21 protein-coding genes and 1 pseudogene are annotated in these 26514 nt (G+C 67.5%); 13 read left to right on the plus strand and 9 right to left on the minus strand.

Translation table 11 applies throughout. The features are described from left to right. Positions 1-26 precede the first annotated feature (26 nt). The gene (locus VG566_RS09880) at positions 27-2447 is read left to right on the plus strand and encodes a DUF3772 domain-containing protein (RefSeq protein ID WP_241884491.1); all 2421 of its coding nucleotides are present in this window, start codon (positions 27-29) and stop codon (positions 2445-2447) included. Between the two features lie 497 nt (positions 2448-2944). Here the strand turns inward: VG566_RS09880 and VG566_RS09885 are convergent, their stop codons facing one another. Together VG566_RS09885 and VG566_RS09890 are read right to left on the minus strand one after the other, a co-directional pair. Continuing rightward, positions 2945-5050 carry a phosphoglycerol transferase I gene (locus VG566_RS09885; protein WP_053496302.1) on the minus strand — a complete coding sequence of 702 codons (2106 nt, stop codon included), beginning with the start codon at positions 5048-5050 and terminating at the stop codon, positions 2945-2947. Positions 5051-5294: 244 nt separating this feature from the next. Further along, positions 5295-6941: pseudogene (locus VG566_RS09890) on the minus strand (ABC1 kinase family protein); the annotation flags it as partial. Between the two features lie 208 nt (positions 6942-7149). Here VG566_RS09890 and VG566_RS09895 point away from each other — a divergent pair. Further along, positions 7150-8076: a DUF808 domain-containing protein gene (locus VG566_RS09895; protein ID WP_014648696.1), complete on the plus strand. Its 927-nt coding sequence runs from the start codon at positions 7150-7152 to the stop codon at positions 8074-8076. A 213-nt stretch (positions 8077-8289) separates the two neighbouring features. Here VG566_RS09895 and VG566_RS09900 read toward each other — a convergent pair whose 3' ends face one another. Next, positions 8290-9828 carry a GGDEF domain-containing protein gene (locus VG566_RS09900; protein ID WP_241884492.1) on the minus strand — a complete coding sequence of 513 codons (1539 nt, stop codon included), beginning with the start codon at positions 9826-9828 and terminating at the stop codon, positions 8290-8292. A gap of 106 nt (positions 9829-9934) precedes the next feature. On the opposite strand from VG566_RS09900, the gene VG566_RS09905 reads away from it, so the two are divergent. The 3 genes from VG566_RS09905 (at position 9935) to VG566_RS09915 (ending at position 11948) form a co-directional block, all read left to right on the plus strand. Then, positions 9935-10570, plus strand: a complete 636-nt coding sequence (locus tag VG566_RS09905; protein WP_172412053.1) for an NAD-dependent dehydratase — start codon at positions 9935-9937, stop codon at positions 10568-10570. Continuing rightward, positions 10570-11277: a helix-turn-helix transcriptional regulator gene (locus tag VG566_RS09910; protein ID WP_032958826.1), complete on the plus strand. Its 708-nt coding sequence runs from the start codon at positions 10570-10572 to the stop codon at positions 11275-11277. The genes VG566_RS09905 and VG566_RS09910 overlap by 1 nt, the downstream gene beginning before the upstream one ends. Positions 11278-11561: 284 nt before the next feature. Further along, a complete protein-coding gene (locus VG566_RS09915; protein ID WP_049404541.1) occupies positions 11562-11948 on the plus strand; it encodes a VOC family protein in 387 nt (128 codons plus the stop codon). Between the two features lie 123 nt (positions 11949-12071). On the opposite strand, the gene VG566_RS09920 is transcribed toward VG566_RS09915, so the two are convergent. From VG566_RS09920 to pdhA, 4 genes are read right to left on the minus strand one after another with little or no spacing between them, the layout of a single operon-like run. Continuing rightward, positions 12072-13460 carry a dihydrolipoamide acetyltransferase family protein gene (locus VG566_RS09920; protein WP_241884493.1) on the minus strand — a complete coding sequence of 463 codons (1389 nt, stop codon included), beginning with the start codon at positions 13458-13460 and terminating at the stop codon, positions 12072-12074. Further along, positions 13457-13810 carry an SH3 domain-containing protein gene (locus VG566_RS09925; RefSeq protein ID WP_012512332.1) on the minus strand — a complete coding sequence of 118 codons (354 nt, stop codon included), beginning with the start codon at positions 13808-13810 and terminating at the stop codon, positions 13457-13459. The genes VG566_RS09920 and VG566_RS09925 overlap by 4 nt, the downstream gene beginning before the upstream one ends. A gap of 1 nt (position 13811) precedes the next feature. Next, positions 13812-14879: an alpha-ketoacid dehydrogenase subunit beta gene (locus tag VG566_RS09930; protein ID WP_005414714.1), complete on the minus strand. Its 1068-nt coding sequence runs from the start codon at positions 14877-14879 to the stop codon at positions 13812-13814. Further along, on the minus strand, positions 14872-15954 hold the full coding sequence (gene pdhA, locus VG566_RS09935) for a pyruvate dehydrogenase (acetyl-transferring) E1 component subunit alpha (RefSeq protein ID WP_049404539.1): 1083 nt from the start codon (positions 15952-15954) through the stop codon (positions 14872-14874). Before pdhA ends, VG566_RS09930 begins: the two co-directional genes overlap by 8 nt. Positions 15955-16289: 335 nt before the next feature. Here pdhA and VG566_RS09940 point away from each other — a divergent pair, with 335 nt between their 5' ends. The 4 genes from VG566_RS09940 to VG566_RS09955 all read left to right on the plus strand — a co-directional run bounded on the left by VG566_RS09940 (position 16290) and on the right by VG566_RS09955 (position 20838). Next, positions 16290-17165 carry a tryptophan 2,3-dioxygenase gene (locus VG566_RS09940; RefSeq protein WP_049404537.1) on the plus strand — a complete coding sequence of 292 codons (876 nt, stop codon included), beginning with the start codon at positions 16290-16292 and terminating at the stop codon, positions 17163-17165. A 181-nt stretch (positions 17166-17346) separates the two neighbouring features. Next, on the plus strand, positions 17347-18846 hold the full coding sequence (locus VG566_RS09945) for a peptide MFS transporter (protein ID WP_014648688.1): 1500 nt from the start codon (positions 17347-17349) through the stop codon (positions 18844-18846). Positions 18847-18865: 19 nt separating this feature from the next. Next, the gene (locus VG566_RS09950) at positions 18866-19471 is read left to right on the plus strand and encodes a thioredoxin family protein (protein WP_014648687.1); all 606 of its coding nucleotides are present in this window, start codon (positions 18866-18868) and stop codon (positions 19469-19471) included. A 227-nt stretch (positions 19472-19698) separates the two neighbouring features. Further along, on the plus strand, positions 19699-20838 hold the full coding sequence (locus tag VG566_RS09955) for a hypothetical protein (protein WP_075076646.1): 1140 nt from the start codon (positions 19699-19701) through the stop codon (positions 20836-20838). Positions 20839-20918: 80 nt separating this feature from the next. Here the strand turns inward: VG566_RS09955 and VG566_RS09960 are convergent, their stop codons facing one another. Then, positions 20919-21413, minus strand: a complete 495-nt coding sequence (locus tag VG566_RS09960; protein ID WP_014648685.1) for a MarR family winged helix-turn-helix transcriptional regulator — start codon at positions 21411-21413, stop codon at positions 20919-20921. Positions 21414-21542: 129 nt separating this feature from the next. Here VG566_RS09960 and hppD point away from each other — a divergent pair, with 129 nt between their 5' ends. Further along, positions 21543-22655: a 4-hydroxyphenylpyruvate dioxygenase gene (hppD, locus tag VG566_RS09965; RefSeq protein ID WP_014648684.1), complete on the plus strand. Its 1113-nt coding sequence runs from the start codon at positions 21543-21545 to the stop codon at positions 22653-22655. Positions 22656-22740: 85 nt separating this feature from the next. Then, positions 22741-24039: a homogentisate 1,2-dioxygenase gene (hmgA, locus tag VG566_RS09970; RefSeq protein ID WP_032957134.1), complete on the plus strand. Its 1299-nt coding sequence runs from the start codon at positions 22741-22743 to the stop codon at positions 24037-24039. Between the two features lie 84 nt (positions 24040-24123). On the opposite strand, the gene VG566_RS09975 is transcribed toward hmgA, so the two are convergent. Next, positions 24124-24666: a hypothetical protein gene (locus VG566_RS09975; protein ID WP_046432894.1), complete on the minus strand. Its 543-nt coding sequence runs from the start codon at positions 24664-24666 to the stop codon at positions 24124-24126. A gap of 125 nt (positions 24667-24791) precedes the next feature. Between VG566_RS09975 and VG566_RS09980 the strand changes: the two genes are divergently transcribed. Together VG566_RS09980 and VG566_RS09985 are read left to right on the plus strand one after the other, a co-directional pair. Next, positions 24792-25448 carry a hypothetical protein gene (locus VG566_RS09980; RefSeq protein WP_046432891.1) on the plus strand — a complete coding sequence of 219 codons (657 nt, stop codon included), beginning with the start codon at positions 24792-24794 and terminating at the stop codon, positions 25446-25448. 72 nt (positions 25449-25520) lie between these two features. Then, entirely contained in the window at positions 25521-26480 is a 960-nt protein-coding gene (locus VG566_RS09985; RefSeq protein WP_014648680.1) for a sodium:calcium antiporter, read from the plus strand. The last annotated feature ends 34 nt before the right edge of the window (positions 26481-26514 follow it).

The raw sequence follows: 26514 nt of genomic DNA on the forward strand, positions 1-26514 counted from the left end.
TGGTCCGCGCGAACCGGTGTGGCTGCGTGTCTTCTTTCCTGCGATCGATCCGTGCACGGGGGCCCTGGTGGGTCCTGCTGCTGTGCACCGCCTTCCTGCTGTCCGCGCCGGTGCTGGCGCAGGATGAGGACCCCACGCCGAAGCAGCAGCTGGCGGATATCGATTCCAGCCTGAAGGATGTGGAGCGCAAGCGTGGCGATGCAGAAGCCACCGAGACGCTGGCGATGCTGTCCGAGAATGCCTCGCAGGCACGGCGCGATGCCGAGGCGCTGGAAAAGGCGCTGCAGCCGCAGCTGGACCGACTCAACGAACAGCTGGCGCAGCTGGGAACGCCGGCAGAAGGGGCTGCTGAGCCGCCGGAGCTGGCGGCGCAACGGCGCACCCTCACCAAGCAGCGTGACGGCCTGGCCGCTTCGGTGGTGCAGGCCAAGGCCAGTTCCGTGCGTGCGCAGCAGCTGGCGGCGGACATCGAGCAGCAGCGAGCCGCGCAACGCACGGAAGAACTGGGCCAGAAGGTGGCCTCGCCGTTGTCGCCCGCGCTGTGGAGCAAGGTGGCCGAACGTCTGCCGATCGATATCGCGCGGGTTGCGCCATTGGCCGGGCAGGGCCGCGATGCGCTGGTCGCCGGTATCCGCGCCCATGGCTGGGGCACGCCGTTGCTGGGCCTGCTGGCCGCGCTGGTGATGATGTTCCCACTGCGGCTGTGGCTGCGCAGGCTGGGGCGCCGTTTTGCTGCGTCCGAACGTGCGCCCGATGGTCGACTGCGCCGGTCCGGCCTGGCCATGTGGCTGCTGCTGGTCGGTACGCTGCTGCCCGGCTATGCCGTGGTGGTGCTGATGGCGGCGCTGGATGCCATCGATGGAATCGCGCCGCGCCTGCAGGTGGTGGCCGACGGCCTGGAGACCGCAACGTTCCGCGCGGCCTTCATCGCCGCACTCAGCGCCTGCCTGCTGGTGCCCAAGCGCCCGTCATGGCGGCTGTTGAACCTGGACGACACCGCCGCGCTGAAGCTGCGCAAATACGCCTGGGGCGCGGCGGCGCTGGCCTGGCTGAGCACGGTGCTGGTGGCCCTGGACCAGGCCACGCGCACCAGCGACGTCACCACGGTGGCGCTGGACGGACTGATTGCGCTGACTTACCTCGGCCTGATCATGGCCATGCTGGTGACCCTGGCGCGCCTGCATCGCCGGCAGACCGCCGAGGCCGAGGCCAAGCTGGAAGCGCAGGCCGATGGCGTGGGTGCAGCCACGCCGGTGCGCCGCAGCAGCTGGCTGGTACTGGCCCGGGTAGCGGGCAACATCGCGGTGGTGGCCGCCATCATTGCCACGTTGCTGGGCTACCTGAATTTCGCCAAGTTCGTGAACCAGCAATTGATCGGCGGCAGCATCGTGGTGTTGGCCGCGACGTTGCTGTTCAAGTTCGTCGATGACCTGAGCACGTGGATGCTCAACGCCGACAGCAAGGTCGGCCAGACCATCCTGCTCAGCACCGGCCTGAGCGTATCGCGGCTGGAACAGGCGGGCGTGCTGCTGTCGGCGGCGCTGCGTACCGTGGTTGTGTTGATCACGCTGCTTGCGCTGGTGGCACCGTTCGGCAACATCGGCGCGGTGGTGGAGCGCTTCACTTCACTGTTCACGACCGGATTCGATATCGGTGGCACCAAGCTGGCACCGGCGGGGATCGTGTTGGCGGTACTGGCGCTGCTGGCCGGCCTGGCGATCACCCAGCTGGTGCAGCGCTGGCTGACCGACACCTACCTGCCCAAGACCGAGCTGGACCTGGGCGCGCGCAATTCGGTGAGCACCGTTGCCCGATACGTGGGCATCATCATCGCGGTGATCTGGGCGCTGTCGGCGATGGGGCTGCAGCTGAGCAAGCTGGCCCTGCTGGTCAGCGCACTGTCGGTGGGTATTGGCTTCGGCCTGCAGGTGATCACCCAGAATTTCGTCTCGGGCCTGATCCTGCTGGCCGAGCGCCCGGTGAAGATCGGCGACTGGGTGAAGCTGGGTGACCAGGAGGGCGACATCCGCCGCATCAGCCTGCGATCGACCGAGATCCAGGTGGGCGACAAGTCGACGCTGATCGTGCCCAACTCCGAGCTGGTCACCAAGACCGTGCGCAACATGACGATGGGCAACAACCAGGGCCGCATCCAGATCCAGTTCGCGGTGCCGCCCAGCACTGATGTCGGCAACCTGCGGCAGGCGCTGCTGGATGCGTACACCGCGCACACCAACGTGCTGAAGCAGCCGGCGCCGACGGTCTACATCGACAGCATTGCCGGTGGCCAGATCACCATCAACAGTTTCGCTTACGTGGCCAGCCCGCGGCAGGTGTATGCAACCCGCAGCGATCTGTACTTCAGCCTGCTGCAGATCCTGGCCGAGCGGAACATCCCGCTGTCGACCCCGACCGACATCCACATCATCCGCGACCCGCAGGAGTAGGGGTTGTGTTGCAGGGCTGCGCCCTGCACCCGCGGTAGTGCCGGCCGCTGGCCGGCAACTTCAACAGCAACAGCAACAGCTGATTTCCTGCGGGACGGCGGGGTCGGCGCGGTTGCGGGAGACGCCGTAAACCCCCAGGTCGGCCCAGCCGCTGGCGGCTGTGCGTTCGGGCGCTTGCGAAGCAGTGCTTCGCAAGCAAAGCGCCCTCACCCATGGGGGCTTGGCCGCGGCATCCATGCCGCGGACACTCCCGCGACCGGACCCACCCCGCCTTCGACAGTTTCCCGCGATCTGTCGGAAATGCTCTTGGGGTCAGATCCGTTTTCCGGAGGAAAACGGATCTGACCCCATCTTGATTTTCGATATCTGACAGAGTGTGTCGACCAAGGTCGACACCGCCCTGCCAAACCACGGATTGCACGCTGTTGCCGTTGCTTCTGAGGTTGCCGGCCAGCGGCCGGCACTACCACGGGTGCAGGGCGCAGCCCTGCAAAACCCTACCCCCGTGGTCGGCTGCGCGAGGGCACCAGTGCGAACGTATCCACCGCCAGCTTCTCGGCATGGTTCAACCACGCGCGGATCTCCAGATCATCCACTTCATGGTCCAGCCCGAACGACACGTTGATCTTGCCATCGGCATCGGGCTGCACCCACTGCTGGGCCAGCACCACCTTGCGCTGCGAGGACACCGCCTCGATCCAGAAACCGCGATCCGGGCGCGTGCTCGCCACCAGCTGCAGCATGTACTGGCCGGCACGGGTGCGGCGGCCCTTCTGGGTGATCATGTGCGCCTGGCGCACGCTCGGGCGCGGGCCCTGGAATGCGTCCAGCGGTGCATCGACCGCGATGCCGCCGCGCAGGTCGTTGTCGCGGTACAGCTTGATGCCGTTGTCGCGGTTGACGAGCAGGGCACACCAGTCGCCGTCGGCCGAGCCGTCCTCGAATGCGGTGCAGCGATCAACATAGGCCAGCGTGTTGTCCGGATCCGCGTCATCGAACTGGCGCGAGGTGTTCTCCAGGTAGACCGACTTCAGTCCCCAGTCCTTGTCGTACTCCAGCAGCACCGGTGGCTGCACGTGCTGCAGGCCGACCACCACCTGGTCATCGCCATCGATCTTCAGTTCGCGGGTCGGTTCGCCCAGCCACAGTGAGCGGGCGAAGGCCAGGTACTGCGGGTAGTCGCGGCCACCATCGCGCCGGGCCGCCACGCTGGCGCTGGGTGCGCGTTGGCTGTCGATCAACGAGCGGCCAAAGCCCATCGTCTTCAGGTTCGGGTCCAGCAGGCTGAGCAGGGTCGCACCCGAATCCAGGGTGGTGCCGGCGTCGGCGCTGAGCTGCTGCGGGGCAATGCCATCGCCCAGGAACAGCAGCAGGTTCTCGCGCTTCTGCCGGGTCAGGATGTGGGTCAGATCGTTGGGCATCGCCAGGTGGTCGGAGGCGATCACGATCAGCGTGTCCTTGCCGTACGGGCTGGCCTGGATGCGCTGCACCAGCTGCGAGATCAGCCGGTCGCTGCACTTGAGCGCGTTGAGCATGTTGATGTTGCCGTACTGGCTCTGGTAGCGCTCGCCCTTGCACGATACCGGCAGGTGGCCCGCCGGGTGGTGGGTGTCCATGGTCAGCGTGGTCAGCATGAACGGTGAACCGGCGCGCGAGAGCTGTTCGAAGCGCTGGTAGGCGGTGTCCAGCAGCACGTCGTCGTGCACGCCCCAGGCCGAGTAGTGGATGCGGCCGATCTTCTTCTGCTGCTTGAACCACGCCAGGTCATGCACTTCGTCGAAGCCGTGGCTGGCCAGGAACTGGCCCTTGCCGGCGAACTGGCCGTTGGCCCCCCCCAGATAGTGGTTGGTGTAGCCCTGCTGCTTCAGGTAGTCGCCCAGGCACACCGCCTTGGGCAGGAAGCTGCCCATGCGGTCCATGCTGTTTTCATCGCCCTGCGAGGTGGTCAGCGGCACGCCGCACATCGACGACACCAGGCCGGCGATGGTCCAGCCGCTGCCTTCGGCCGAGGCCAGCCCACGCACGTCCAGCGACTCGGACGCCAGGCGGTTGAGGTTGGGCATCAGGCCGGGAAACACGGCCTCGTCCAGATAGGTGCGTTCCAGGCTTTCGCCGTAGATCCAGACGATGTTGCGCGGGCGCTGCAGCGGCTGCGTCGGCACCTGGTACTCAGGGGCGATGCGGGCGAAGTCGACCGGGCGCAGCTGCTGGTACAGGCGCTGGCCGTCGCGGGCCAGCGGGCTGATCATGATCGTGGCCACCCACACGGCCGCGAAACCGGCGAACAACGCGCCACCGTGGCCGGGCCGGCGCCAGCGCTTCACCCGTGTGGCGAACAGTGGCAGCAGCGAGACCAGCGCCAACACGATGAAGCCGGCGATGTAGCCCTTGAAGTCGGAGACACCGGCACCTTCCATGTCGGCGCCGAGGTGGTACAGGGTGGCGGCATTGAGCCCATCACCGGACAGCTTGTCGATCAGCCACCACGCGCTGAGCATGAGCAGCAGCAGCGAGAACGCGCCGGCCTTCCACCACACCCACTTGTCGGACGCGAGGAACAACCAGCACAACAGCAACAACGACAGCAGCAGTATCCAGAGCATAGGCAGCTTCGGCAGTGACGGGGTGGTGGTGATGGACGTCGTACCGACGCGTGTCCATCCGACCGGCGCTGCCGCAAGCACATGCATGTGACAGGCCGATGACCCGATAGTGCATGCACGAACCTGACTGAAATGTTTGTTGAAATAACGCGCGCGTAATCGCGCTCAGAAGGTAAAACGAGCGTGAAAGGGGTAGCTGGATTGCATTAAAAACTCCATGAATACGGGCGTTTTCGTCGATGCGCTAGCGATGCCCGCGTTCTTCGCGTGCCCGCGCACGACGGTCGAACAGCAATGCACTGGTTACGATGCCCAGGCCGAGCACCACGCCGATGAACAACAGGATCAGGGCGATGAGCGGGTAACCGAACAGGTGCCAGCCGGTGTCGATCCTCATCATCATCGCGGCGGCCATGATCAATGCGGCGCTGATGATGCCGGCCGCCACGCGGTTGGCGATCTTCTGCAGGTTCTCCATCAGCCGCGATTCTTCCAGGCCGGTGACCTTCATCTGCAGGCGGTTCTCGGCCAGCAGCGCCATGATGTCCGACAGCTTGCGCGGCCCATCACGCAGCAGCTGCTGCAGCTCCATCGCCTCGCTGGCGATGTTGGCTGCAGACAGCGACTTCTTCAGGCGCGCACGCATCACGTGCTGCAGCTGGCGCTCGACGATACGGCGCGTGTCCAGCTCTGGCGCCAGCAGCCGGCACACGGTTTCCAGGTTGAGCAGGGCCTTGCCGAGCAGGCTCAGTTCCGGCGGCGTGCGCAGGCCGCAGGCGGTGGCGATGCGCACCATGTCCAGCACCACGCGGCCTTCGGAGAAACTGCCGCTGGCCGCATAGCGCGCGATCAGCTGACCGGTCTCGCGCAGGTAGCGCTCTTCATCGAAGGCCTCCAGCCGCGTGCTGATACTGATCAGGTCATCGGCCACTTCCTCGCCACGGCCGTCGACCGCAGCGAACAGGATCTTCAGCAGACGCTCGCGCAGGCGCGGCGGCATGTGCGCGACCATGCCCAGGTCGAAGATCGCCAGCCGGCCATCGGGCATCACCCGCAGGTTGCCCGGGTGCGGGTCTGCATGGATCTCGCCATGCACGAAGATCTGGTCCAGGTAGCCGCGGATCAGCGCCGCCGCCAACGGGTCCATGTCCTGCTCGGTGCGGCGTACGCCGGAGATCGCATCCACGCGCACGCCGGTGGCAAGCTCCATCGTCAGCACGCGCTGGCTGCTGTAGTCCCAGATCGGCTGCGGCACCCACAGCCGGCGGAACGGCCGCAGGTGCCGTCCGAAGCGCGCCAGGTTCTCGGCCTCGGCGTGGTAGTCCAGCTCCTGCATCAGGGTCTTGGCGAACTCGTTGAGCCAGTCGCGCAACCGCACGCGGCGACCGACCTGGGTCAGGTGGTCGGCGGCCAGCGCGAAGCTGCGCAGTGCCTCCAGGTCCGAGCGCAGCTGTGCGGCCACTTCGGGCTTCTGCACTTTCACCGCCACCTGGCGGCCATCGTGCAGCACCGCGCGATGTACCTGCGCGATCGAAGCACAGCCCAACGGCTCGGGATCGAACGAGGCAAACAGCTTGTTCACCCCTACGCCCAGTTCCTGCTCGATGATCGCGTGGATGCGCTCGACCGGGATCGGCGCCACCTTCTCCTGCATGCGCTCCAGCGCCGTGGCGAACTCCACCGGCACCATGTCCGGCCGCGTGGACAGCATCTGGCCCAGCTTGACGAAGGTCGGCCCCAACGCTTCCAGGTCGCTGACGAACTGTTCCGGATTGCCGTCGGCGGGCACGTCGGCCTGGTTGCTTGCCGCATCCAGGTTCATGCCCGAGAACACGCCCGAATGGCGGTAGCGCATCAGCAGGCGCAGGATCTGGCTGCGCCGGTTCATGCCTTTGACCAGCGGGGGATTGCCATTGGCGGCGGACGGATTGCTCAAGCGGGACTCCCATGCGACGAAGACAGGTAGCGCCGGCTGCGGGCCGGCAATGTCCGGATTCCGCAGTGTCGCCGGGGGGCGGTGGGCACGCGGTGAATCCGGTGTCTTCCGCAGTCCACACCGGATCGGTCAGAATCCGCCTATTCCCTTTCTTGGACGCCCCATGGCCGGTGCCAGCCTGTTCGCCCTGCTCGACGATATCGCCACCCTGCTCGACGATGTCTCGGTGCTGACCAAGGTCGCCGCGAAGAAGACCGCCGGCGTGCTCGGTGACGATCTGGCGCTGAACGCGCAGCAGGTCACCGGGGTCAACGCCAACCGCGAACTGCCGGTGGTGTGGGCGGTGGCCAAGGGCTCGCTGGTCAACAAGGTGATCCTGGTGCCGGCGGCCCTGGCGATCAGTGCGCTGGAAGCCTGGCTGCACAGCCGCGGCTGGAACGTGCCCCTGATCGTGCCGCTGATGATGATCGGTGGTGCCTTCCTGTGCTTCGAGGGCGTGGAGAAGCTGGCGCACCGCTTCCTGCATTCGGCCGACGACGATGCCGAGCGCCAGACCGAACGCCGCAAGGCGCTGGCCGACGCGCAGGTGGACATGGTCGCGTGGGAGAAGGACAAGGTGAAGGGTGCGATCCGCACCGACTTCATCCTTTCGGCCGAGATCATCGTACTGACCCTGGGCGTGGTCGCCACCGCATCGTTCACCAACCAGCTGGTCACGCTGGCCGTGGTTGCACTGGCGATGACGGTCTTCGTCTATGGGCTGGTGGCGGGCATCGTCAAGCTGGATGACGTGGGCCTGTACCTGTCGCGCAAGGGTGGGGCTGTTGCCGCCTTCGGTCGCGGCCTGGTCGCGTCGGCACCGTGGCTGATGAAGTTCCTGTCGGTGGCCGGCACCATTGCCATGTTCCTGGTCGGCGGCGGCATCCTGGTGCACAACGTGCCGGCGCTGCACCACGCAGTACAGGCGCTGGGCGGCGAGGGCCAGTGGGGCTGGCTGGTCAGCGCGGCGGGCAACATGGTGGTGGGCATCATCGCCGGCGCCATCGTGCTGGCGGCGGTGACCGGGTTCCAGAAGCTGCGCGGCAAGTAGTCGCCGGCAGGTTCCCCGGTAGAGGCCGACCTTGGTCGGCGCTTTGTTTCCTGCGTGTGCCAACCAAGGTTGGCACCTACCAAAGCGGCTCAGGGTGGTCGGGATCATCGCCGGCGGGTCGCCGGGTAAAGGCCGACCTTGGTCGGCGCTTTGTTTCTGCGTGTGCCAACCAAGGTTGGCACCTACCAACGTAGTTTGCTGCGGTCCGGACGGTCAGCCTGCCTGCACGCGGTTCTTGCCCTGTCGCTTGGCGGCATACAGCGCGTCGTCCGCGCGCCGCAGCAGGGTTTCGGTGTCGTCGCCGGGTTGCCATTGCGCCAGCCCGGCACTGAAATGCACCGGTACGCGCCGGTCCTGCACGGTCAGCACGCGATGCGCCAGTGAACGCTGAAGGCGCTGCACCGTGGCCATGCTGTCGGCGCCCTGGGTTTCCGGCAGCACCAGCACGAACTCGTCGCCGCCCAGCCGCGCGATGCCATCGGTGGCGCGCAGCAGCAGCTTGCAGACGGCCACCAGGTGCTGCAGCAGTGCATCGCCACCGGCATGACCATGTGCATCGTTGGTCTGGTGGAAATCATCCAGATCGATCACCGCCACGCCCAGCGGCGAGTTGTTGCGTGCGGCACGGGCCAGCTCGCGTTGCAGCAGTTCGTCCAGGCCGCGGCGGTTCAGCGCCTGGGTCAGTGGATCGATGCGTGCCAGGTCACCGGCCGCGCGCAGTTCCTGCTCCAGCTCGGCGATGCGCTGCTCGGCACGCTCCACTTCCTGCCGTGCGTTGGCCAGGTGATCGCGCGCCTGCGCGGCCTGCTGCTGCACCTTGCCGGTGTCGCGCATCACGTCCTGCAGCAGCTGGTTGAGGTCGGCGATGCTGCGCGCCTCGCGCAGCTGCAGTGCGTAGCTGCCGATGCGATCGTGGTACTCGCCGGTGCTGGTGGCCATGCCATCCATGCGCTCGATGAACTCGCCCATCAGCCCGCGCATCGCCGCCTTCGAATCGTCGATGCCCTGGCGCAGCAGGCCCTGCTTGTAGATCACTTCGCGCAGTTCGGCGCGGGTGCGCTCGACCGCGTCAGCTTCCAACGGCCCGTCCAGCAGCTGGCGTACCGCGGCGATCTGGCCCTGCAGCCAGCTGCGGTCATCCAGCAGCTCGCTCACGTTCTCCAGCAGCAGCGCGAACAGCTCCAGCAGCAGTGCCTGCTGCTCCTGCCAGCTCTCGGCACGCACGCCGACCTGGTGGCCAAGTTCGCGCACGCCCTGCTCGATCGGTTCCAGCGCCGTGCCTGGCTGCCACTGGCGCAGGTGCATGGCCAGTGCCTGCGCCTGTTCGCGCAGGTCCGGGTCGTGCTGCAGCAGCGCCACCACCGCGCCGCCCAGCAGCAGCCGCAGCTGCTCGGACAGGCGCAGGCTTTCGGGTTGCCCATCCGGCGAATGCTGTTCGATGGTGCGGATGTATTTGTCGATCAACTGGCGCATCGCGCGCCCGTAGCGCGGCCAATCGGCACTGGCCTGCGCCGACTGCAGGCGGTCGCCCATGTCGCCCAGCTCGCCGGGCAGGGTGGCCATGCCGTTGGCGAACGCGGCCAGCAGCGGTTCCGGCGCGTCGGCGCCTGCGAACAGCTGCTGCAGCGCCACGCCACCGCCGCCCTGCAGCACCACGCGGTCGCCCAGCCCATCGTCCACCACCGCGCGCACGCGTGCCGGCGGCCCAAGGGCGGTACCGGGGGCAGGGCGGTGGTCGGGCTGGTCCGTCATGGAGCGAATCCTGGGGGCTGGCAGGGACTGGTTCCAGCATATCGGCGCGGCCGCCGACGGCTTGAACGGCTAGGATGGGCGACAGGATGCCGCAGTGGAGGTGGTGATGCGCGTGATGTTGCTGGGGGCGACCGGCCTGGTCGGTGGGCTGACCCTGCCCCGGCTGCTGGACGACCCGCGCTGCAGCGCCGTGATCGCCCCGGCCCGTCGCCCGTTGGGCGCAGCCCACGGGAAGCTGGAGAACCCGGTACTGGCCTTCGATGCGCTGCCCGCCGCAGCCGGGTGGGCGTGCGTGGACGCGGTCATCTGCGCGCTCGGCAGCACCATTGCCCAGGCTGGCAGCCGCGAGGCCTTCCATCGCATCGACCATGATTACCCGCTGGCGTTCGCCCGCCTGGCGCAGGCACAGGGTGCGCAGACCTATGTGCTGAATTCCGCAGCCGGTGCCGATCCGCGGTCGTCGATCTTCTACAGCCGGGTGAAGGGTGAATTGGAGCGCGATCTGCGCGCGCTGGGCTTCACCTCGTTGACCCTGGTCCGCCCAGGGTTGATCGGTGGCGAGCGCAACGAGGTGCGGCGCGGTGAGCGTCTCGCGCTGAAGGTGCTGGGCGTGCTGGGGCCGGTACTGCCGCGGGCGTGGCGGATCAACCCGGCCAACGAGATCGCCAAGGCGCTGGTCGAGGCCGCGCTGGCCCCGCAACCGGGTGAGCACGTGGTGGCATCGAGCGCACTGGCCGGCTGATGTCGCGTGCGCTGCGCCTGACCCAGCTTCAACAGCTGCTGCGCCGCCATCGGCGGCCGGTGGCCGGGCAGGTGCTGGCCGACGCGCTGGGTATCAGCCTGCGCACGCTGTACCGCGATATCGAAACCCTGCGCGAGCAGGGCGCCGACCTGCGCGGCGAGGCCGGCGTCGGCTACCAGCTGACGCCCAGCGACACCCTGCCGCCGATGACCCTGCCACCGGCCGAGATCGACGCACTGGTGCTGGGCCTGCGCTGGGTTGCGGCCCGTACCGAACCCGCGTTGGCCGAAGCCGCACGCGATGCCCTGGCGCGTATCGCCCATGTGTTGCCCGCAGCGCGGCGCGAGGCCCTGCGTGACAGTGGCCTGCGGGTGGGCCCTTCGCGTGCGGCGGCCAAGGTTCCCCCAGCTCGTCTGCAGGCCGTGCGAGAGGCTGTCGGTTCACAGCAGCGCCTGAAGTTCGGCTATGAGGACGCGCACGGCCAGCGCAGCGAGCGCATCGTCTGGCCGTTCGCGCTGGGCTACTTCGATGAGGTGCCGATGCTGGCGGCGTGGTGTGAGCGCCGCGAGGATTTTCGCCATTTCCGCCTGGATCGCATCCGCCAGGTGCGCGTGCTGGAGGAGCACTACCTCGTACCACGCGCCACGCTGCTGCGGCGCTGGCAGAAGGCGCAGGGCATCGCGCCGGACTGGCTGGACCGTTCGTAGCGTCGGGTCCGCTCGACTGCTGCTGCGTTCTGCTTCCTGCCTCTGGGGGAGGGCGGCCTTCGCACTTTGCTCCTGGTAGGGGGCGAGCTTGCTCGACCGCCTTTGATCTTCGCGAACAGCAGTCGAGCAAGCTCGACCTCTACCAGGGCAGTGGCAACGGCAGTCGAGCAGGCTCGGCCTCTACCAGGGCAGGAGCGACAGCAGTAGAGCACGCTCGCCGCTACTGACAGAATCTGTCAGCAGGCTCGTACCACCATGATCGCTCCCAACAACGGAGCTTCCCCATGTTCACGCCCAGCACCCTGCTGCAGTACGTGCGCGACGTCGCCACCAGCGCCACCTTCTACAGCGGCATCCTCGGCAAACCGCCGGTCGAGCAGTCGCCTGGCTTCGCCCTGTTCCTGCTCGGCGATGGCGCCGCACTCGGCCTGTGGCAACGTGACGGCGTGCAACCGCCGGTGTCTGCGCAGGCTGGCGCCGCCGAACTGGCGATGGTGGTCGCAAACCCCGAGGCCGTGCAGCAGATGCACGATGCGTGGCGTGGGCTCGGCGTGCAGATCCTGCAGTCGCCGGTGACGCTGGAGTTCGGCCACACCTTCGTCGGTGCCGACCCTGATGGCCACCGCCTGCGTGTGTACAGCCGCGCCGAAGGCATGGTCGCGCGGAATTGATCGCCCGCATTGTGTAGATCCACGCCATGCGTGGATGCCGGAAAAAAAACGCCGGGCAATGCCCGGCGTTTTCTCCAAGTCATGTGCCAACCAACGGTTGGCACCTGCCGGTCAGGTGGCCGATCAGCTGGCCAGCGCCAGGTCGTCCATCATCGCGCGCAGGAAGCGGGCAGCTTCACCACCCGTGGCTGCGCGGTGGTCGAAGGTGACCGACAGCGGGATCACCTTGTGTGCTTCCACGCCGCCCATCACCGGGGTCATCTGGTGGCGGGCACGGCCGGCACCGACGATGGCCACGCACGGCGGCACCACGACCGGGGTCGCGTAGCGGCCGGCGAACATGCCGAAGTTGGACAGCGAGATGGTGTAGCCACTCAGTTCCGACGCCGCGATCGAACGCGATTCCACCTGCTCGCGCAGGCGGTTGACGCCTTCGCGGATGCCGCGTGCGTCGAGCATGTCGGCGTTGCGCAGGGCCGGCACGAACAGGCCGTCGTCGGTGTCCACGGCGATGCCGATGTCCACCTGCGCGTGCAGGGTACGGGTCAGCGCTTCACCGTCGAACCAGGCGTTCATCGCCGGCACCTTCTGCGCGGCGACCACGATCGAACGCACCAGGCGCGCGGTGACGTCGTTGCCCGGCAGCCAGGCGTGGATGTCGGCGTCGTCGTTCAGCGTGGTCGGCACGACCTTGCTGTGCGCATCGGCCATCACGCGTGCCATGTTGCGGCGCACGCCCTTCAGCGGTTCCGGCTGGCCCTTGGCGACCACACCCGGCGGCTGGGTGCGCATCGGCTTGCCGGCGGCAGACAGCGGGGTGCGGGCTTCGCTCTGCACCGGGGCAGACACCTGCGCCGGGGACGGCGCGGCATAGGCAGCAGCGGCAACCGGTGCCGGAGCAGCGCCGAGCTTGGCGGTGCCATTGGCGGCGGCCTGCTTGACGTCGGCCATGGTGACCGCGCCATCGGTGCCGGTAGCGGCCACGCGGCTCAGGTCCACGCCCAGCTTGCGGGCCATCGCACGCACGGCCGGCACGGCCTTGACGCCACCGACGGCCAGCGCCTGTTCGGCATGCACGGCATTGGAGCTCTGCATCGCGCCGACCACGGTACCGGCGTCATCGCGCTCGGCCGCGGCGGGCTTGGCCTCCTCGGCGGCAACCGGAGCGGCCGCAGCCGGCAGCGGCGGCGGGGTCGGTGCGGCCGCCGGTGCAGCGTGGCCATGGCTGTGGCCGGTGTCCTGGCCATCGGCTCGCTGCGGCAGGTTCGGGTCCAGTTCGAAGCTGGCCAGCACCGAGCCGGTCGGGATGATGTCGCCGGCGCCGCCGGACAGCTTCAGCACCTTGCCGGAGAACGGCGAGGGCACTTCCACCACGGCCTTGGCGGTCTCCATCGACACCAGCGGCTCGTCCAGCTTGATCACATCGCCTTCCTTGACGAACCACTCGACGATGGTCGCGTCCGGCAGGCCTTCGCCCAGGTCGGGCAGGTTGAAGTTCTTGGTCTGGCTCATTTGCAGTTCTCTTCCAGCAGTTCCAGTTCGCGGGCCGGCAGCCAGCCCGTCGCGCCATTGGCGCGCTCGGACCACCACCACCCGCCGTGTTCGTGATGAAGCTTCACCATCTCGCCGCTTTCCACATCCAGCTCGCGGGCGTCGTAGTCGCACAGCGCTTCGGCGCGACCCTCGTCCAGCAGCTGCAACCAGGCGATGGGCGCCCATCCAGCGCGCCCATCGTTGGTGCGTACCCAGGCAAACGCCGGCCATTCCTCGTCACGGACACCTACTTCGACGATCTGGCCGGTGCGGAACCGGAGCGGGTTGGGATACTGGCTGCGGTAAGCCCCCAGAAGGCGGGCCCGCATGTCAGCCGGCCGCCACCGCGCGCTTGGCCGCAGCCACGATCCGCTCAACGCTCGGCAGGTACTTCATTTCCAGGCGGAACAGCGGAATGTGGGTGTCGTAGCCAGTGACGCGCTCGACCGGTGCCAGCAGGTCGTAGATCGATTCCTCGGCCAGGCGCGCGGCGATCTCGGCGCCGAAGCCCGCGGTCTTCGGGGCCTCCTGCACGATCACGCAGCGGCCGGTCTTGGCCACCGATTCGGCGATGGTGGCGAAGTCCAGCGGACGCAGCGTGGCCACGTCGATGACTTCGGCACTGATGCCTTCGCCGGCCAGCTTGTCCGCCGCTTCCAGCGCTTCCTTCACCTGCGCGCCCCAGGTCACCAGGGTCACGTCGGTGCCGTCGCGCAGCACGAAGCAGACGTCCAGCGGCAAGGCTTCGCCGTCGTTGACGACCACTTCCTTGTACTGGCGGTAGATGCGCTTGGGCTCCATGTAGATCACCGGATCCGGCTCGCGGATCGCGGCCAGCAGCAGGCCATAGGCACGCTGCGGCGACGACGGCAGCACCACGCGCAGGCCCGGCACGTTGGTGAAGATCGCCTCGTTGGCTTCGCTGTGGTGTTCCGGCGCGCGGATGCCACCGCCCCACGGCACGCGCAGCACCATCGGGCAGTGCAGGCGGCCACGCGTGCGGTAACGCAGGCGTGCCGCGTGGCAGACGATATGGTCGACCATCGGGTACATGAAGCCGTCGAACTGGGCTTCGGCCACCGGCTTCATGCCCTGTGCGGCCAGGCCGATGGTCAGGCCGGCGATGGTGGTTTCGTCCAGCGGGGTATCGAGGATGCGGTCCGAGCCGAAGCGCTGCTGCAGCCCGGCGGTGGCGCGGAACACGCCGCCGTTGACGCCCACGTCCTCGCCCAGCACCAGCACCGACGGGTCGTGTTCCAGCTCCCAGGCCAGCGCCTGGGTGATGGCTTCGATGAGGGTGATCGGGGTGGTGGTCATGCTCTCTTCTCCGCGCGCGACCGCAGCGCTGTCGGCGGCGTTGGTGTGCGCGCCGGGCGCGCCGTTCTTGATCTCATCCATGGCGCTTCTCCAGGGCGATCGCCTGGGCACGCTGGGCCAGCAGGTCCGGCGGCGGATCGGCATACAGGAAGTCGAACATCGCCTCGACCGGCTGCACCGGCGTGTTGAGGTACAGGTTCACTTCCTCGTCCACGCGCTTGCCGCACTCGGCGACCCAGGCGCTTTCCTCATCCTCGCTCCACACACCGGCGTTGATCAGGTACTTGCGCAGGCGCAGCATCGGCTCGCGCTGCCAGGCATCCTTCACTTCAGCATCGTCGCGGTAGCGGCGCGCGTCATCGGCGGTGGTGTGGTCGGACAGGCGGTAAGTCATCAGTTCCAGCACGGTGCCACCGTCGCCGGCCAGCGCACGTTCGCGCGCCTGCTCCATGGCAGCCAGCACGGCGATCAGGTCGTTGCCGTCCACCTGCAGGCAGTGCAGGCCACCAGCCAGGCCCTTCTGCGCCAGCGTTTCGGCACCGGTCTGGGCCGAACGCGGGACCGAGATGGCCCAGCCGTTGTTGACGATGCACAGGATCAGCGGGAGCTTGTAGGCGCCGGCCGAATTCAGTGCCGCGTAGAAGTCGGTCTTGGAGCTGCCGCCGTCGCCGCACACCGCCACGGCGATCTGCGGTTCCTTGTTGAGCTTGAACTTCAGCGCGGCGCCTGCGGCATGCAGGCACTGGGTGGAGATCGGCACGCAGAACGGGAAGTCCTTGGCCGCGTTGCCGCCGTAATCGTTGCCGCGTTCGTCGCCGCCCCAGTACATCAGCACGTCGTGCGGGCGCACGCCACGCATGAACATCGCGCCATACTCGCGGTACGAAGGCGCGAACACGTCGTCCTTCTGCATCGCCGCGCCGATACCCACGTGCGCGGCTTCGTGGCCCAGGCAGGCGGCATAGGTGCCCAGCTTGCCGGTGCGCTGCAGTGCGATGGATTTGCTGTCGAACGTACGTACGAACAGCATCTGCTTGAACAGCGGTACCAGGACCTGGGGGTCGCGCAGCGACGCGGGCAGGTCATCGCGGACGAGTTTGCCGTCCGTATCCAGGTACTGCAGGTATTCGATCTTGAATTCAGCGGCAACCGTCATTGCGTACTGCACCTTCGACAGAGAAGTTACAAATGATATGAATCGCCATGTTAAGGAACGCGTACGGAATAGCCTTCCTGCGCCGCAACACGGCAACGCCCTGTTTTACCCCTGCCGGCGGGTGGGGGGCCAATAACAACAACGTATTCAGTCGTTGCTGCAAAGCATCAGAATACGCCTCTGGCTGACTGCTGGCGCAACAACCCGATCGGTTCCACGCGCAGGCCCCGCATCGGCCAATGCTCCACGGGGCACCGCACGCCCCGGTATGGACCCGGCGGCTGCCAGCGCGGCGGCAACGCGCTACCCTTGCCGCCCCCGATCTGGTCCCGCCCATGTCCGTCGACAACAACCAACGCGATCTCGAAGCCGGCATCCACACCGACCTGCAGGGACGCCTGACCTACGGCGGCTACCTGCGGCTGGACCAGCTGCTCAGCGCGCAGCAGCCGCTGTCCAACCCGCCGCACCACGATGAGATGCTCTTCATCATCCAGCACCAGACCTCGGAGCTGTGGCTGAAGCTGCTCGGCCACGAACTGCGTGCGGCGATCGGCTTCCTGCAGCGCGATGAAGTCTGGCAGTGCCGCAAGGTGCTGGCGCGCAGCAAGCAGGTGCTGCGCCAGCTCACCGAGCAGTGGTCGGTGCTGGAAACGCTGACCCCGTCCGAATACATGGGTTTCCGCGACGTGCTGGGGCCGTCTTCGGGCTTCCAGTCGCTGCAGTACCGCTACATCGAGTTCCTGCTGGGCAACAAGAACGCGCAGATGCTGCAGGTGTTCGAGCACGACCCGGCCGGGCAGGCGCAGCTGCGCATCGTGCTGGAGGCGCCGAGCCTGTACGAGGAATTCCTGAAGTACCTGGCCCGCTTCGGCCATGCCGTGCCGGCGGTCTACGAGGCCCACGACTGGACCCAGCCGCACGTGGCTGACGACGCATTGCAGCCGGTCTTCGAACGCATCTACCAGGACACCGACCGCTACTGGCGCGAGTACGCGCTGTGCGAGGACCTGGTGGACCTGGAGACCGCCTTCCAGCTGTGGCGATTCCGACACATGCGCACGGTGATGCGCGTGATCGGCTTCAAGCGCGGCACCGGCGGCTCGTCCGGCGTGGGCTTCCTGGCCAAGGCGCTGGAGCTGACCTTCTTCCCCGAACTGTTCCAGGTGCGCACCAGCCTGCAGGCGGCACCCCCGGCAGAACTGGGCTGACCCCCATTCAGCTTGGACCCCGGCCATTGGCTGGATCGTTTCAGATGCAAGTTCAGCGAGCAGGCTGGCACCTGCCTCAAACGGCGTGTATTTGACGTGAACGGCAGAAGTCGGTGATCCTCGCGCGTTGCTCCAACTGCACAGCGGACGTGCTCGTCATCCACCGAACCAGGAAATCCGCATGAGCGTAAACGCCACTGCGAACACCCCAGAGCCGGCGCTGCCGGACTTCAAGACCACGCTGGGCCACCCGCGCCCGTTGTGGATGCTGTTCATGACCGAGTTCTGGGAGCGCTTTGCGTTCTACGGCATCCGCTGGGCGTTGGTGCTGTACATCGTCGCCCAGTTCTACAACGGCAGCGCTGCCGGTGAAGGCGACGCCAGCCGCATCTATGGCGCCTACCTGGCCCTGGTATACGCCGCGGCGATCTTCGGTGGCTACGTGGCCGACCGGGTACTGGGCTACCAGCGCTCGATCCTGACCGGCGCGATCATCATGGCCGCAGGCCTGTTCATGATCTCGCTGCCGCAGGAGCACATCTTCAAGCTTGGCCTGGCCACGATCATCGTAGGCAACGGCCTGTTCAAGCCCAACATCTCGACCATGGTCGGCAAGCTGTACGGCCTGAAGGACGAGCGCCGCGACTCCGGCTTCACCATCTTCTACATGGGCATCAACATCGGCGCGATGATCGCCCCGGTGCTGACCGAGTACCTGGCCCGCAAGGTGTTCGGTACCGACGCGATGCCGTCCTACAAGGTCGTGTTCATTGCCTCGGGCGTGGGCATGCTGATCTCGCTGGTGTGGTTCTACATCGGTCGCGCCGGCCTGAAGGGCATCGGTGCACCGCCGGCCGGCGCTGAAGGCTTCGGCCGCATCATCATGGTGCTTGCCGGTGCCGTGGTCGCCATCCCGGTGGCGTACTTCCTGCTGGCTACCGGTGCCACCGCGCTGGCCTGGATCCTGGGCGCGATGTTCACCGCGCTGGCCATCCTGCTGCTGGTCGAGGGCGTCCGCGAAGGCAAGGTGCAGCGCGACCGCGTGATCGCCATGCTGATCATCTTCGCCTTCAACGTGATGTTCTGGATGTTCTTCGAACAGGCCGGCAGCTCGTTCACCTTCCTGGCCGAGAACATCGTCAACCGCCAGTTCGGTGACTGGACCTTCCCGACCGCGTGGTTCCAGTCGGTCAACTCGGTGGCCATCATCACCCTGGCGCCGGTCATCGCCTGGATCTGGGTGGCCATGGGCCGCGCCAATCCGTCCATCCCGCGCAAGTTCGGCCTGGGCCTGCTGTTCAACGGCGCCGCCTTCGCCCTGCTGATGTTCGCCCTGTCGCAGATGGTCGTTGACGGCAAGATCCCGTTCTGGACCCTGTTCATGGTCTACGTCATCCAGTCGGTGGGTGAGCTGTGCCTGTCGCCGATCGGCCTGTCGATGGTGACCAAGCTGGCCCCGGTGCGCCTGGTCGGCTTCGGCATGGGTGGCTGGTTCCTGTCCACCGGCATCGGCAACAACCTGTCGGGCATCTTCGCCGGCGTGGTCAGTGGTGAAGGCGGCATGACGGTCGAGTCGGCCCTGAAGGGGTATACCTTCGGGTTCTGGGCCCTGATCGGCTCCGGCGTGGTGCTGTTCCTGATCGCCCCGCTGATCAACAAGCTGATGCACGGCGTCAAGTAATGATGAGAGGGTAGAAGGCATGCGAAGCAAGCTCGGTGGTGCAATGGTGGTGGTCTGTGCGGCGCTGATCGGCGCCTGTTCGCAACCGCAACCGCCTGCCGCCGCCGAGCCCACGCAGCCCCTGGATACCCGACCCACCGAGCCACCGGTTGCTGACCCCAGCGAACCGGTGGCCTCGGGCAACACCCCGGTGGCGGCGGACATCGCCGCCATCGCCGGGCTCGGCGCGCAGTTCGACCCGGCCCGCAACCCCGCCGACGACCTGGCCACCGCCAAGGTGGAAGCCCAGCGTGGCAAGAAGCGGATCCTGCTGGAGGTCGGCAACGCCGCCTGTGAGCGCTGCCGGGCGCTGGACGACGTGGTGGAAGGCAACGGCGACCTGCGTCGCTTCCGCGATGCCCACTACGTGTGGGTGAAGGTCAACGCCAGCGACGAGCAGCCCAACACCGCCTTCTTCGCCCAGTACCCGGTGATGGCTCGCGACTACCCGTACCTGCTGGTGCTCGATGCAGATGGCGGCCTGCTGGTATCGCAGGCCACCGGCGAGCTGCGCAGGGGCGAGGCGTTCCAGCCTGCGCGGGTGAGTGCCTTCCTCAAGCAGTGGGCGCCTGACAAACCGGAATAGGGTAGTGCCGGCCGCTGGCCGGCATGCTCTGGTGGGTGCCGACCGCTGACCGCCCACCCCGGTGGGTGCCGACCGTTGGTCGGCACTGAGGCGCATCCACGCCTGGCGCGGATCTACTGCGCGTACCGTCACACTCTCTGAATCGGCGTCTCAACTTCACCGTGAGCACGCCGTTACCGGCAAGGACCTCAGTCGACATCCCGTCGATGCAACCTTCCGGAACGCCCATGCACAGCGACCACGCCGAACGATTGCCCGAACCCGCCAGCGACCTGGCCGAGGGTGGGGCAGGCGAGGGCGTGACCCTGCCAGCGCAGGAGGCCCTGCTGGACGACGCGGGCACCGGCGAGGACGCCGTTGAACTGGCGCCGCCACGCCATCGCCTGCCGCAGATCGCGCTGCCCGACAACGTGGTGCTGAAGGGGGCGGTGCAGAAGCTGGTCGAGCAGAAGTCCCGGCTTGATGCGCTGGCCGCCGAAGGCCAGCTGGCCGGGCTGCTGCCGCCCGAATGGCAGGGCCACGGCGCGCGCGCGATCGAGCTGTCCACCTTCATCCAGGGCGTGCTGCCCTTCCTGCAGCCAGGCGAACGTGGCGAAACCGCTCCCGCGCGACTGCCGGTGCGGCACGTACTGGGCGATGACAGCCGCTGGGGCCTGGACGATGTGGCCGAACCGAAATCACTGGCGTGGTATCTGGCCAGTGACGAGCGCGCCACGGCCGGCAGCAAGGACGTCGCCGAGGCGTATCTGGTGGGCGCACTGGGCCTGGCGTGGATGCAGGAAGGTCGCAGCCGCCCCGGCTTCCTGCGCGCGATGGGCCAGGACAGCCTGGCCGCGCGGGTGACCATGCTCGGCTATCCGCCGGCCAACGAACTGGCGCTGTACAGCGTCACTGCGCACGGCCAGCCGCAGATCTGGTGCGTGCACGGGCGCCGCCGCATGCGCCCGCTGGTGGCGCCGTGGTTGAGCGTGCCGCTGCTGACCGCCTACGGCGTGCCGGCGCCGGTTGCGTGGCCGTCCAGCTTCCCGCCGGTGGAAGCGGTGGCCGAGCTGCTGGCGACCGCCCGCCTGGGGCGCGCGCTGCCGGAAGTGGACCTGGCCAAGGCCGTGGCGAAGATCGCCGAGGACGCCGCCTCGGACGCCTGGCAGCCGGTCAGCCTGCTGCAGCTCAACACCTGGTCACCGCGCTGGCACTTCTTCCTGGGCACCTTCGTCGGCCTGCCGTCGTTGCTGCTGGTGGCGGCGGCGCTGGCGCTGCCGGGGGCGGTCGAAGCAGCGACGGTGGCCGCCTCGCTGGGCTTCGCCGGCGGCGCCATCGCAGCACTGGCCGTGCCGTGGATCCACGCACGCCGCAAGCACCTCAGCTGAAAAAAGGGGACGGAGGGGATTAAGCCGCAATCAGCACAGGTGTGCCTGATGCGGCTTAATCCCCTCCGTCCCCTTTTCTTTCAGACGCCTTCGCCCATCCGCTCCAGGCCTTCGCCGGCCAGGCGCAGGATCAGCTTCTCCAGCACCTGCTCTTCCTCCTCGCTCAGCACCGACATCAGCTTGCGGGTGATCTCGATCACCATCGGCGCGATGGTCTCGTACACCTCGAAACCGGCGGCCGACAGCGCCAGCACCGAGCGGCGGCGATCGTCGCCGTGGGTCTCGCGCTTGATGAAGCCGCGCTCCAGCAGGCGGGCCACGGCGCGGCTGACCGCCACCTTGTCCATCGCCGTGCGGTCGGAGACCTCGCTGGCCGAGGAGCCCGGGTACAGCGCCAGGATGGTGATGACCCGCCACTCGGGGATCGCCAGACCGTAACGATCGCCGTACAGCTTGGCGATGTTGCCGCTGACCCGGTTGGACAGCACGCTCAGCCGGTACGGCAGGAACTGTTCCAGGTCGAGCAGGACGTGCGAGGCACGCAGGCGGGTCGAAACGGGATCGGCGGGGCTCATGTTGCGGTGCACCTTGCTGGTGGTTTCAAGTGTAACTATAAGGGGTGGGTCCAGACCCTGCATTCTCGCCGGGTCCCTACCTGCCCGCACCTGGTTTGTACCGATGCGGTACCGATTCGGAGCCACGCCATGAATACCGCAGTCCCGACCGCCTCGCATCCCAACCCCGGCATGCAGGTCACCACCTTCGAGAACCCGATGGGCATCGACGGCTTCGAGTTCGTCGAATTCGCCGCCCCGGCCGGCCGTGGCCAGGAGCTGCACGAGTACTTCCGGAAGATGGGCTTCAGCGCGGTGCTCAAGCACAAGCAGCGTCCGATTACCGTCTATCGCCAGGGCGACGTCAACTTCCTGGTCAACGAAGACCCCGATTCGTTCGCCGCCGACTTCGCCGAAAAGCATGGCCCCTGCGCCTGTGGCTTCGCCATCCGCTTCAAGAAGCCGGGCCAGGAGGTCTACCAGACCGCGCTGGGCAACGGCGCCGAAGCCATCGCCTTCAAGCCGGACAGCAAGGCGGTCAGCGCGCCGGTCATCAAGGGCATCGGCGACTGCATGCTGTACCTGGTCGACCGCTATGGCAGCGCCGGCAGCATCTACGACGGCGACTACGAGCCGATCGCAGGGGCCGACCTGCACCCGTTCGGCTTCGGCCTGACCTTCATCGACCACCTGACCCACAACCTGTACTTCGGCAACATGCAGCAGTGGTCGGACTACTACGAGCGCCTGTTCAACTTCCGCGAGATCCGCTACTTCGACATCAAGGGCCTGAAGACCGGCCTGGTGTCCAAGGCGATGACCGCGCCGGATGGCATCGTGCGCATCCCGCTGAACGAATCGTCCGACCCGAAGAGCCAGATCAACGAGTACCTGGACGCGTACAAGGGCGAGGGCATCCAGCACATCGCCTGCTTCACCGAGAACATCTACGAGACCGTCGAAGCGATGCGCGCGCAGGGCGTGGATTTCCTCGACACGCCGGAAACCTATTTCGACGTGATCGACCAGCGCGTGCCGAACCACGGTGAAGACGTGGCGCGCCTGGCCAGGAACAAGATCCTGATCGACGCCGATCCGGAAACCCACCAGCGCAAGCTGCTGCAGATCTTCACCCAGAACTGCATTGGCCCGATCTTCTTCGAGATCATCCAGCGCAAGGGCAACGAAGGCTTCGGCGAAGGCAACTTCACCGCGCTGTTTGAAAGCATCGAGCGCGACCAGATCCGCCGCGGCGTGCTGTAAGGTCCGCAGGCAATGTCGGCGTCCCGCCGGCATTGCCTGTCCGAATGGTAGTGCCGGCCGCTGGCCGGCAATCTCTGGAGTTCCCATGTCCCCCGCCATCACCGCCCGCGGCTACCAGTCCGGCTTCGGCAACGAATTCGCCACCGAGGCCGTCGCCGGCGCGCTGCCGGTCGGGCAGAACTCACCGCAGAAGGTGGCCCACGGCCTGTACGCCGAACAGCTGACCGGCACCGCCTTCACCGCGCCGCGCGGCAGCAATCGCCGCAGCTGGCTGTACCGGATCCGCCCGGCGGTGACCCATGGCGAGTTCACTCCGTTCGCGCAGTCGCAGCTGCAGTGTGATTTCGGCGCACAGCCGGCTTCACCGAACCAGCTGCGCTGGAGCCCGCTGCCGCTGCCGGAGCTGCCGACCGACTTTGTCGAAGGCCTGTACACGATGGGTGGCAACGGCTCGCCCGACGCGCATGCCGGCGTGGGCATCCACCTTTACGCTGCCAACCGCGACATGGTCGGCCGCTACTTCTACGACGCCGACGGTGAACTGCTGATCGTGCCGCAGCTGGGCGCACTGCGCCTGCTGACCGAGCTGGGCGTGATCGAGATCGAGCCGCAGCAGATCGCGGTGATCCCGCGCGGCGTGCGGTTCCGCGTGGAACTGCCCGATGGCCCGAGCCGCGGCTACATCTGCGAGAACTACGGCGCGCTGCTGAAGCTGCCCGACCTTGGCCCGATCGGTTCCAACGGCCTGGCCAACCCGCGTGACTTCGAGACCCCGCACGCGGCGTTCGAGGATGTCGATGGCGATTTCGAACTGATCGCCAAGTTCGAGGGCCGCCTGTGGCGCGCGCCGATCGACCATTCGCCGCTGGACGTGGTGGCCTGGCACGGCAATTACGCGCCGTACCGCTACGACCTGCGTCGCTTCAACACCATCGGTTCGATCAGCTACGACCATCCGGACCCGTCGATCTTCCTGGTGCTGCATTCGCCCAGCGACACACCCGGCACCAGCAACATGGACTTCGCGATCTTCCCGCCGCGATGGCTGGTGGCGCAGAACACGTTCCGCCCGCCGTGGTTCCACCGCAACATCGCCAGCGAGTTCATGGGCCTGGTGCATGGCGCCTACGACGCCAAGGCCGAAGGCTTCGTGCCGGGTGGCGCATCGCTGCACAACTGCATGAGCGGTCATGGCCCGGATGCGCCGACCTTCGACAAGGCCTCCAATGCCGATCTGTCCAAGGCCGATGTGATCAAGGACACGATGGCCTTCATGTTCGAGACCCGCGCGGTGATCCGCCCGACCGCGCAGGCGCTGGCCGCCGGCCATCGCCAGGGCGATTACCAGCAGTGCTGGAACGGCCTGCGCAACAACTACCGCTGACCCGGAAAAGGGGACGGAGGGGATTAAGCCGCAATCAGCACACGTGTGCCTGAAACGACTTAATCCCCTCCGTCCCCTTTTTCTTCAGGCGGCCTCGGTGAACGCGTCGCAATGCTCCAGCGGCAGCGCTTCCAGCAGGCGTTGCCGCACACGCTGGCAATAACCCTCCGAGGTCAGCCCGGGCAGCATCTGCATCGCCGAGTGCAGCACCTGCAGTACTTCACTTTCGGCGCGCGCCTGCTGCAGGTCGCGGAACAGCGCCGCCGCCTGCGGGTGGCGCTGCATTTCCAGGATGCCCAGTACATAGATGCGCGCGGCCACCAGCGAGCGGCGGCGCTCGCTGCCGGTTGCGGGTGCAGCCGGTGCCGCCGCCGGCGTGGTGGGTGCCGGTGCTGCCGCGTCTGCGGGTGGTGGCGGTGCGGCTGTGGCGCCGGTACCGGTGCTCAGGTAGCCGGCCTGCACCAGCTGGATGACCATGGCGGGCGCGTCCTGGCCGAGCAGGCCGGTCAGATCGGCGATGCTGCGCTGGCCGTCGCACAGGATCAGCAGCCGGCGCTGGCGCATGTCCAGCGGCGCGCGATGGGCCTGCAGCGCGGTTCGGGCGAGTTCGGTCTTGCGCGGTTGCATGGAAGGGACAGCCAAGTCGGTGCACGCCGAGCCTGAACGAAGGCGATGAAACCGCGATGACAATGCAGCGCCTGCACACGGGATGGGCTAGCGTGCAGCCATCTTCGTGCCAGGGAACCGCACCGATGAAGCACCTTCCGCTTGCTGGTCTGTTGCTCCTTTCGCTCACCGCCTGCAGTGCTGGCCCCGACAAGCAGGGGGCGGCCGGCAGTGGCAGCGACACTCCGGCCGAAACCGCCTCGGCGACCGGGCCCGCGCAGTCGGCGGATCCCGACCTGGCCGCCCGCCCGGCCAACGACCTCCGCAAGGACAGTCCAGCGCGCCTGGACGGCTTCGGCGGCGTCACGCTGGGCGCCGGCATCGCCGAGGTCCGCAGCGGCTTCGGCACGCCGCTGCAGGGACTGGGCACCGACGCCAATGGCAAGCCCCTGCCGGCCGACGACAGCAACGACGGCTGCTACTTCCTGCGTCCGCAGGGCGCCGAAGACCCTCGCCTGATGATCGAGGCACGCAAGCTGGTGCGCTATGACGTGCGCAGTGCGGCGATCGTCGCTCCGGGCGGCGGCAAGGTCGGCATGACCCTGGGCGAGCTGCAGGTGCTGTACCCAGAGCGCGCGGACGTCGGTCCTGACAAGTACGACGAGAAAGCGCAGCACCTGCGCGTGCGGCCGGCGCAGGAAGGCGGGGCGGTCATCGACTTCGCGCTCGGCGCCGATGGTCGGGTCAGCGCCTGGCGCGTCGGCCAGACCCCGCAGGTCGATTACGCCGAAGGCTGTGGCTGATCCTTGATCCACCGCCCAGCCATGCGCTCGGGCCAAGCGTAGAATCGCGCCACCACTGCTGGGGAGTGCTCGATGATCGCCATTGCCATTGCCTGGTTCCTGCTCGGCCTGCTGTTGCTGGCGCTGGGCGGGGATTCCATCGTCAAGGCCGTGTCCGGCCTGGCCCAGCGCTTCGGGGCCAGCCCGTTCACTGCCGGGCTGCTGCTGCTCGGGGTGACCACCTCGTTGCCGGAACTGGCGGTCAATGCGCGCGCGCTGGCGGTCGGCCAACCGGAGCTGGCACTGGGCAATGCCGTGGGCAGCAGCATCGTCAACCTGGGCTTCACCCTGGCGGTGGCAGCCATCGCCGCGCCCCTGTTGCTGCGCGCGCGCCTGCAGACGGTGCTGTGGTGGTCGCTGCTGGTGGCCGGCGTGCTGCTGGTCCTGTTCGGGCTGGATGGTCGCCTGGCGCGCTGGGAAGGCGGCGTGCTGGTGGCAGGCTTCATCGTCATGCAGGTGCTGCTGCTGCGCCGCGGCCGCGTTGAGCGTGCCGAGGTGCAGGCGGCCATCGCCGAGTCCGCCCTGAGCCGCACCAGCCTGCCGTTGAACGTGCTGCGGGTGCTGATCGCAGCGCTGACGCTGTACTGGGGCGCGCGCCTGGTCGTGGGCGCCGCCGCTGACTTCGGTGCCGCGCTGGGCTGGACACCGCTGCTGGTCGGCCTGCTGCCGGTGGCGATCGGCACCGCACTGCCGGAGGTGGCAACCGCAATTGCTGCCGCGCGTCGCGGCCACGGCGACATGGTGCTTGGCCACGTGCTGGGCTCCAGCGTGGTCAACCTGCTGCTGGTGATCGGGGCGATGGCGGTGTTGCAGCCGTTGGCGTTGCCGGCCTCGTTCGTGCGCCTGGAACTGCCGGCACTGCTGGCGTTCGCCCTGGTGCTGTACCCGATGCTGCGTGGCGACCTGAAGATCAGCCGCAGTGAAGGCGGAATCCTGCTGGTCGCGTTCGCCGGCTGGTTCGTGCTGGAGCTGCTGCTGGTCGGCGCGGCATGAGGTAGTGCCGGCCGCTGGCCGGCAACCTCATTGC

The sequence above is a fragment of the Stenotrophomonas sp. CASM114 genome (genome assembly GCF_049384325.1).
GTDB classification, from domain to species: domain Bacteria; phylum Pseudomonadota; class Gammaproteobacteria; order Xanthomonadales; family Xanthomonadaceae; genus Stenotrophomonas; species Stenotrophomonas muris.

Coding starts and splice junctions, on each gene's coding strand:
- VG566_RS09895 (WP_014648696.1), top strand. CDS start 7,150: ATGGCCGGTGCCAGCCTGTTCGCCCTGCTCGACGATATCGCCACCCTG.
- hmgA (WP_032957134.1), top strand. CDS start 22,741: ATGTCCCCCGCCATCACCGCCCGCGGCTACCAGTCCGGCTTCGGCAAC.
- pdhA (WP_049404539.1), bottom strand. CDS start 15,954: ATGACGGTTGCCGCTGAATTCAAGATCGAATACCTGCAGTACCTGGAT.
- VG566_RS09940 (WP_049404537.1), top strand. CDS start 16,290: ATGTCCGTCGACAACAACCAACGCGATCTCGAAGCCGGCATCCACACC.
- VG566_RS09910 (WP_032958826.1), top strand. CDS start 10,570: ATGTCGCGTGCGCTGCGCCTGACCCAGCTTCAACAGCTGCTGCGCCGC.
- hppD (WP_014648684.1), top strand. CDS start 21,543: ATGAATACCGCAGTCCCGACCGCCTCGCATCCCAACCCCGGCATGCAG.
- VG566_RS09955 (WP_075076646.1), top strand. CDS start 19,699: ATGCACAGCGACCACGCCGAACGATTGCCCGAACCCGCCAGCGACCTG.
- VG566_RS09975 (WP_046432894.1), bottom strand. CDS start 24,666: ATGCAACCGCGCAAGACCGAACTCGCCCGAACCGCGCTGCAGGCCCAT.
- VG566_RS09920 (WP_241884493.1), bottom strand. CDS start 13,460: ATGAGCCAGACCAAGAACTTCAACCTGCCCGACCTGGGCGAAGGCCTG.
- VG566_RS09980 (WP_046432891.1), top strand. CDS start 24,792: ATGAAGCACCTTCCGCTTGCTGGTCTGTTGCTCCTTTCGCTCACCGCC.
- VG566_RS09960 (WP_014648685.1), bottom strand. CDS start 21,413: ATGAGCCCCGCCGATCCCGTTTCGACCCGCCTGCGTGCCTCGCACGTC.
- VG566_RS09950 (WP_014648687.1), top strand. CDS start 18,866: ATGCGAAGCAAGCTCGGTGGTGCAATGGTGGTGGTCTGTGCGGCGCTG.
- VG566_RS09885 (WP_053496302.1), bottom strand. CDS start 5,050: ATGCTCTGGATACTGCTGCTGTCGTTGTTGCTGTTGTGCTGGTTGTTC.
- VG566_RS09915 (WP_049404541.1), top strand. CDS start 11,562: ATGTTCACGCCCAGCACCCTGCTGCAGTACGTGCGCGACGTCGCCACC.
- VG566_RS09905 (WP_172412053.1), top strand. CDS start 9,935: ATGCGCGTGATGTTGCTGGGGGCGACCGGCCTGGTCGGTGGGCTGACC.
- VG566_RS09985 (WP_014648680.1), top strand. CDS start 25,521: ATGATCGCCATTGCCATTGCCTGGTTCCTGCTCGGCCTGCTGTTGCTG.
- VG566_RS09900 (WP_241884492.1), bottom strand. CDS start 9,828: ATGACGGACCAGCCCGACCACCGCCCTGCCCCCGGTACCGCCCTTGGG.
- VG566_RS09925 (WP_012512332.1), bottom strand. CDS start 13,810: ATGCGGGCCCGCCTTCTGGGGGCTTACCGCAGCCAGTATCCCAACCCG.
- VG566_RS09945 (WP_014648688.1), top strand. CDS start 17,347: ATGAGCGTAAACGCCACTGCGAACACCCCAGAGCCGGCGCTGCCGGAC.
- VG566_RS09930 (WP_005414714.1), bottom strand. CDS start 14,879: ATGGATGAGATCAAGAACGGCGCGCCCGGCGCGCACACCAACGCCGCC.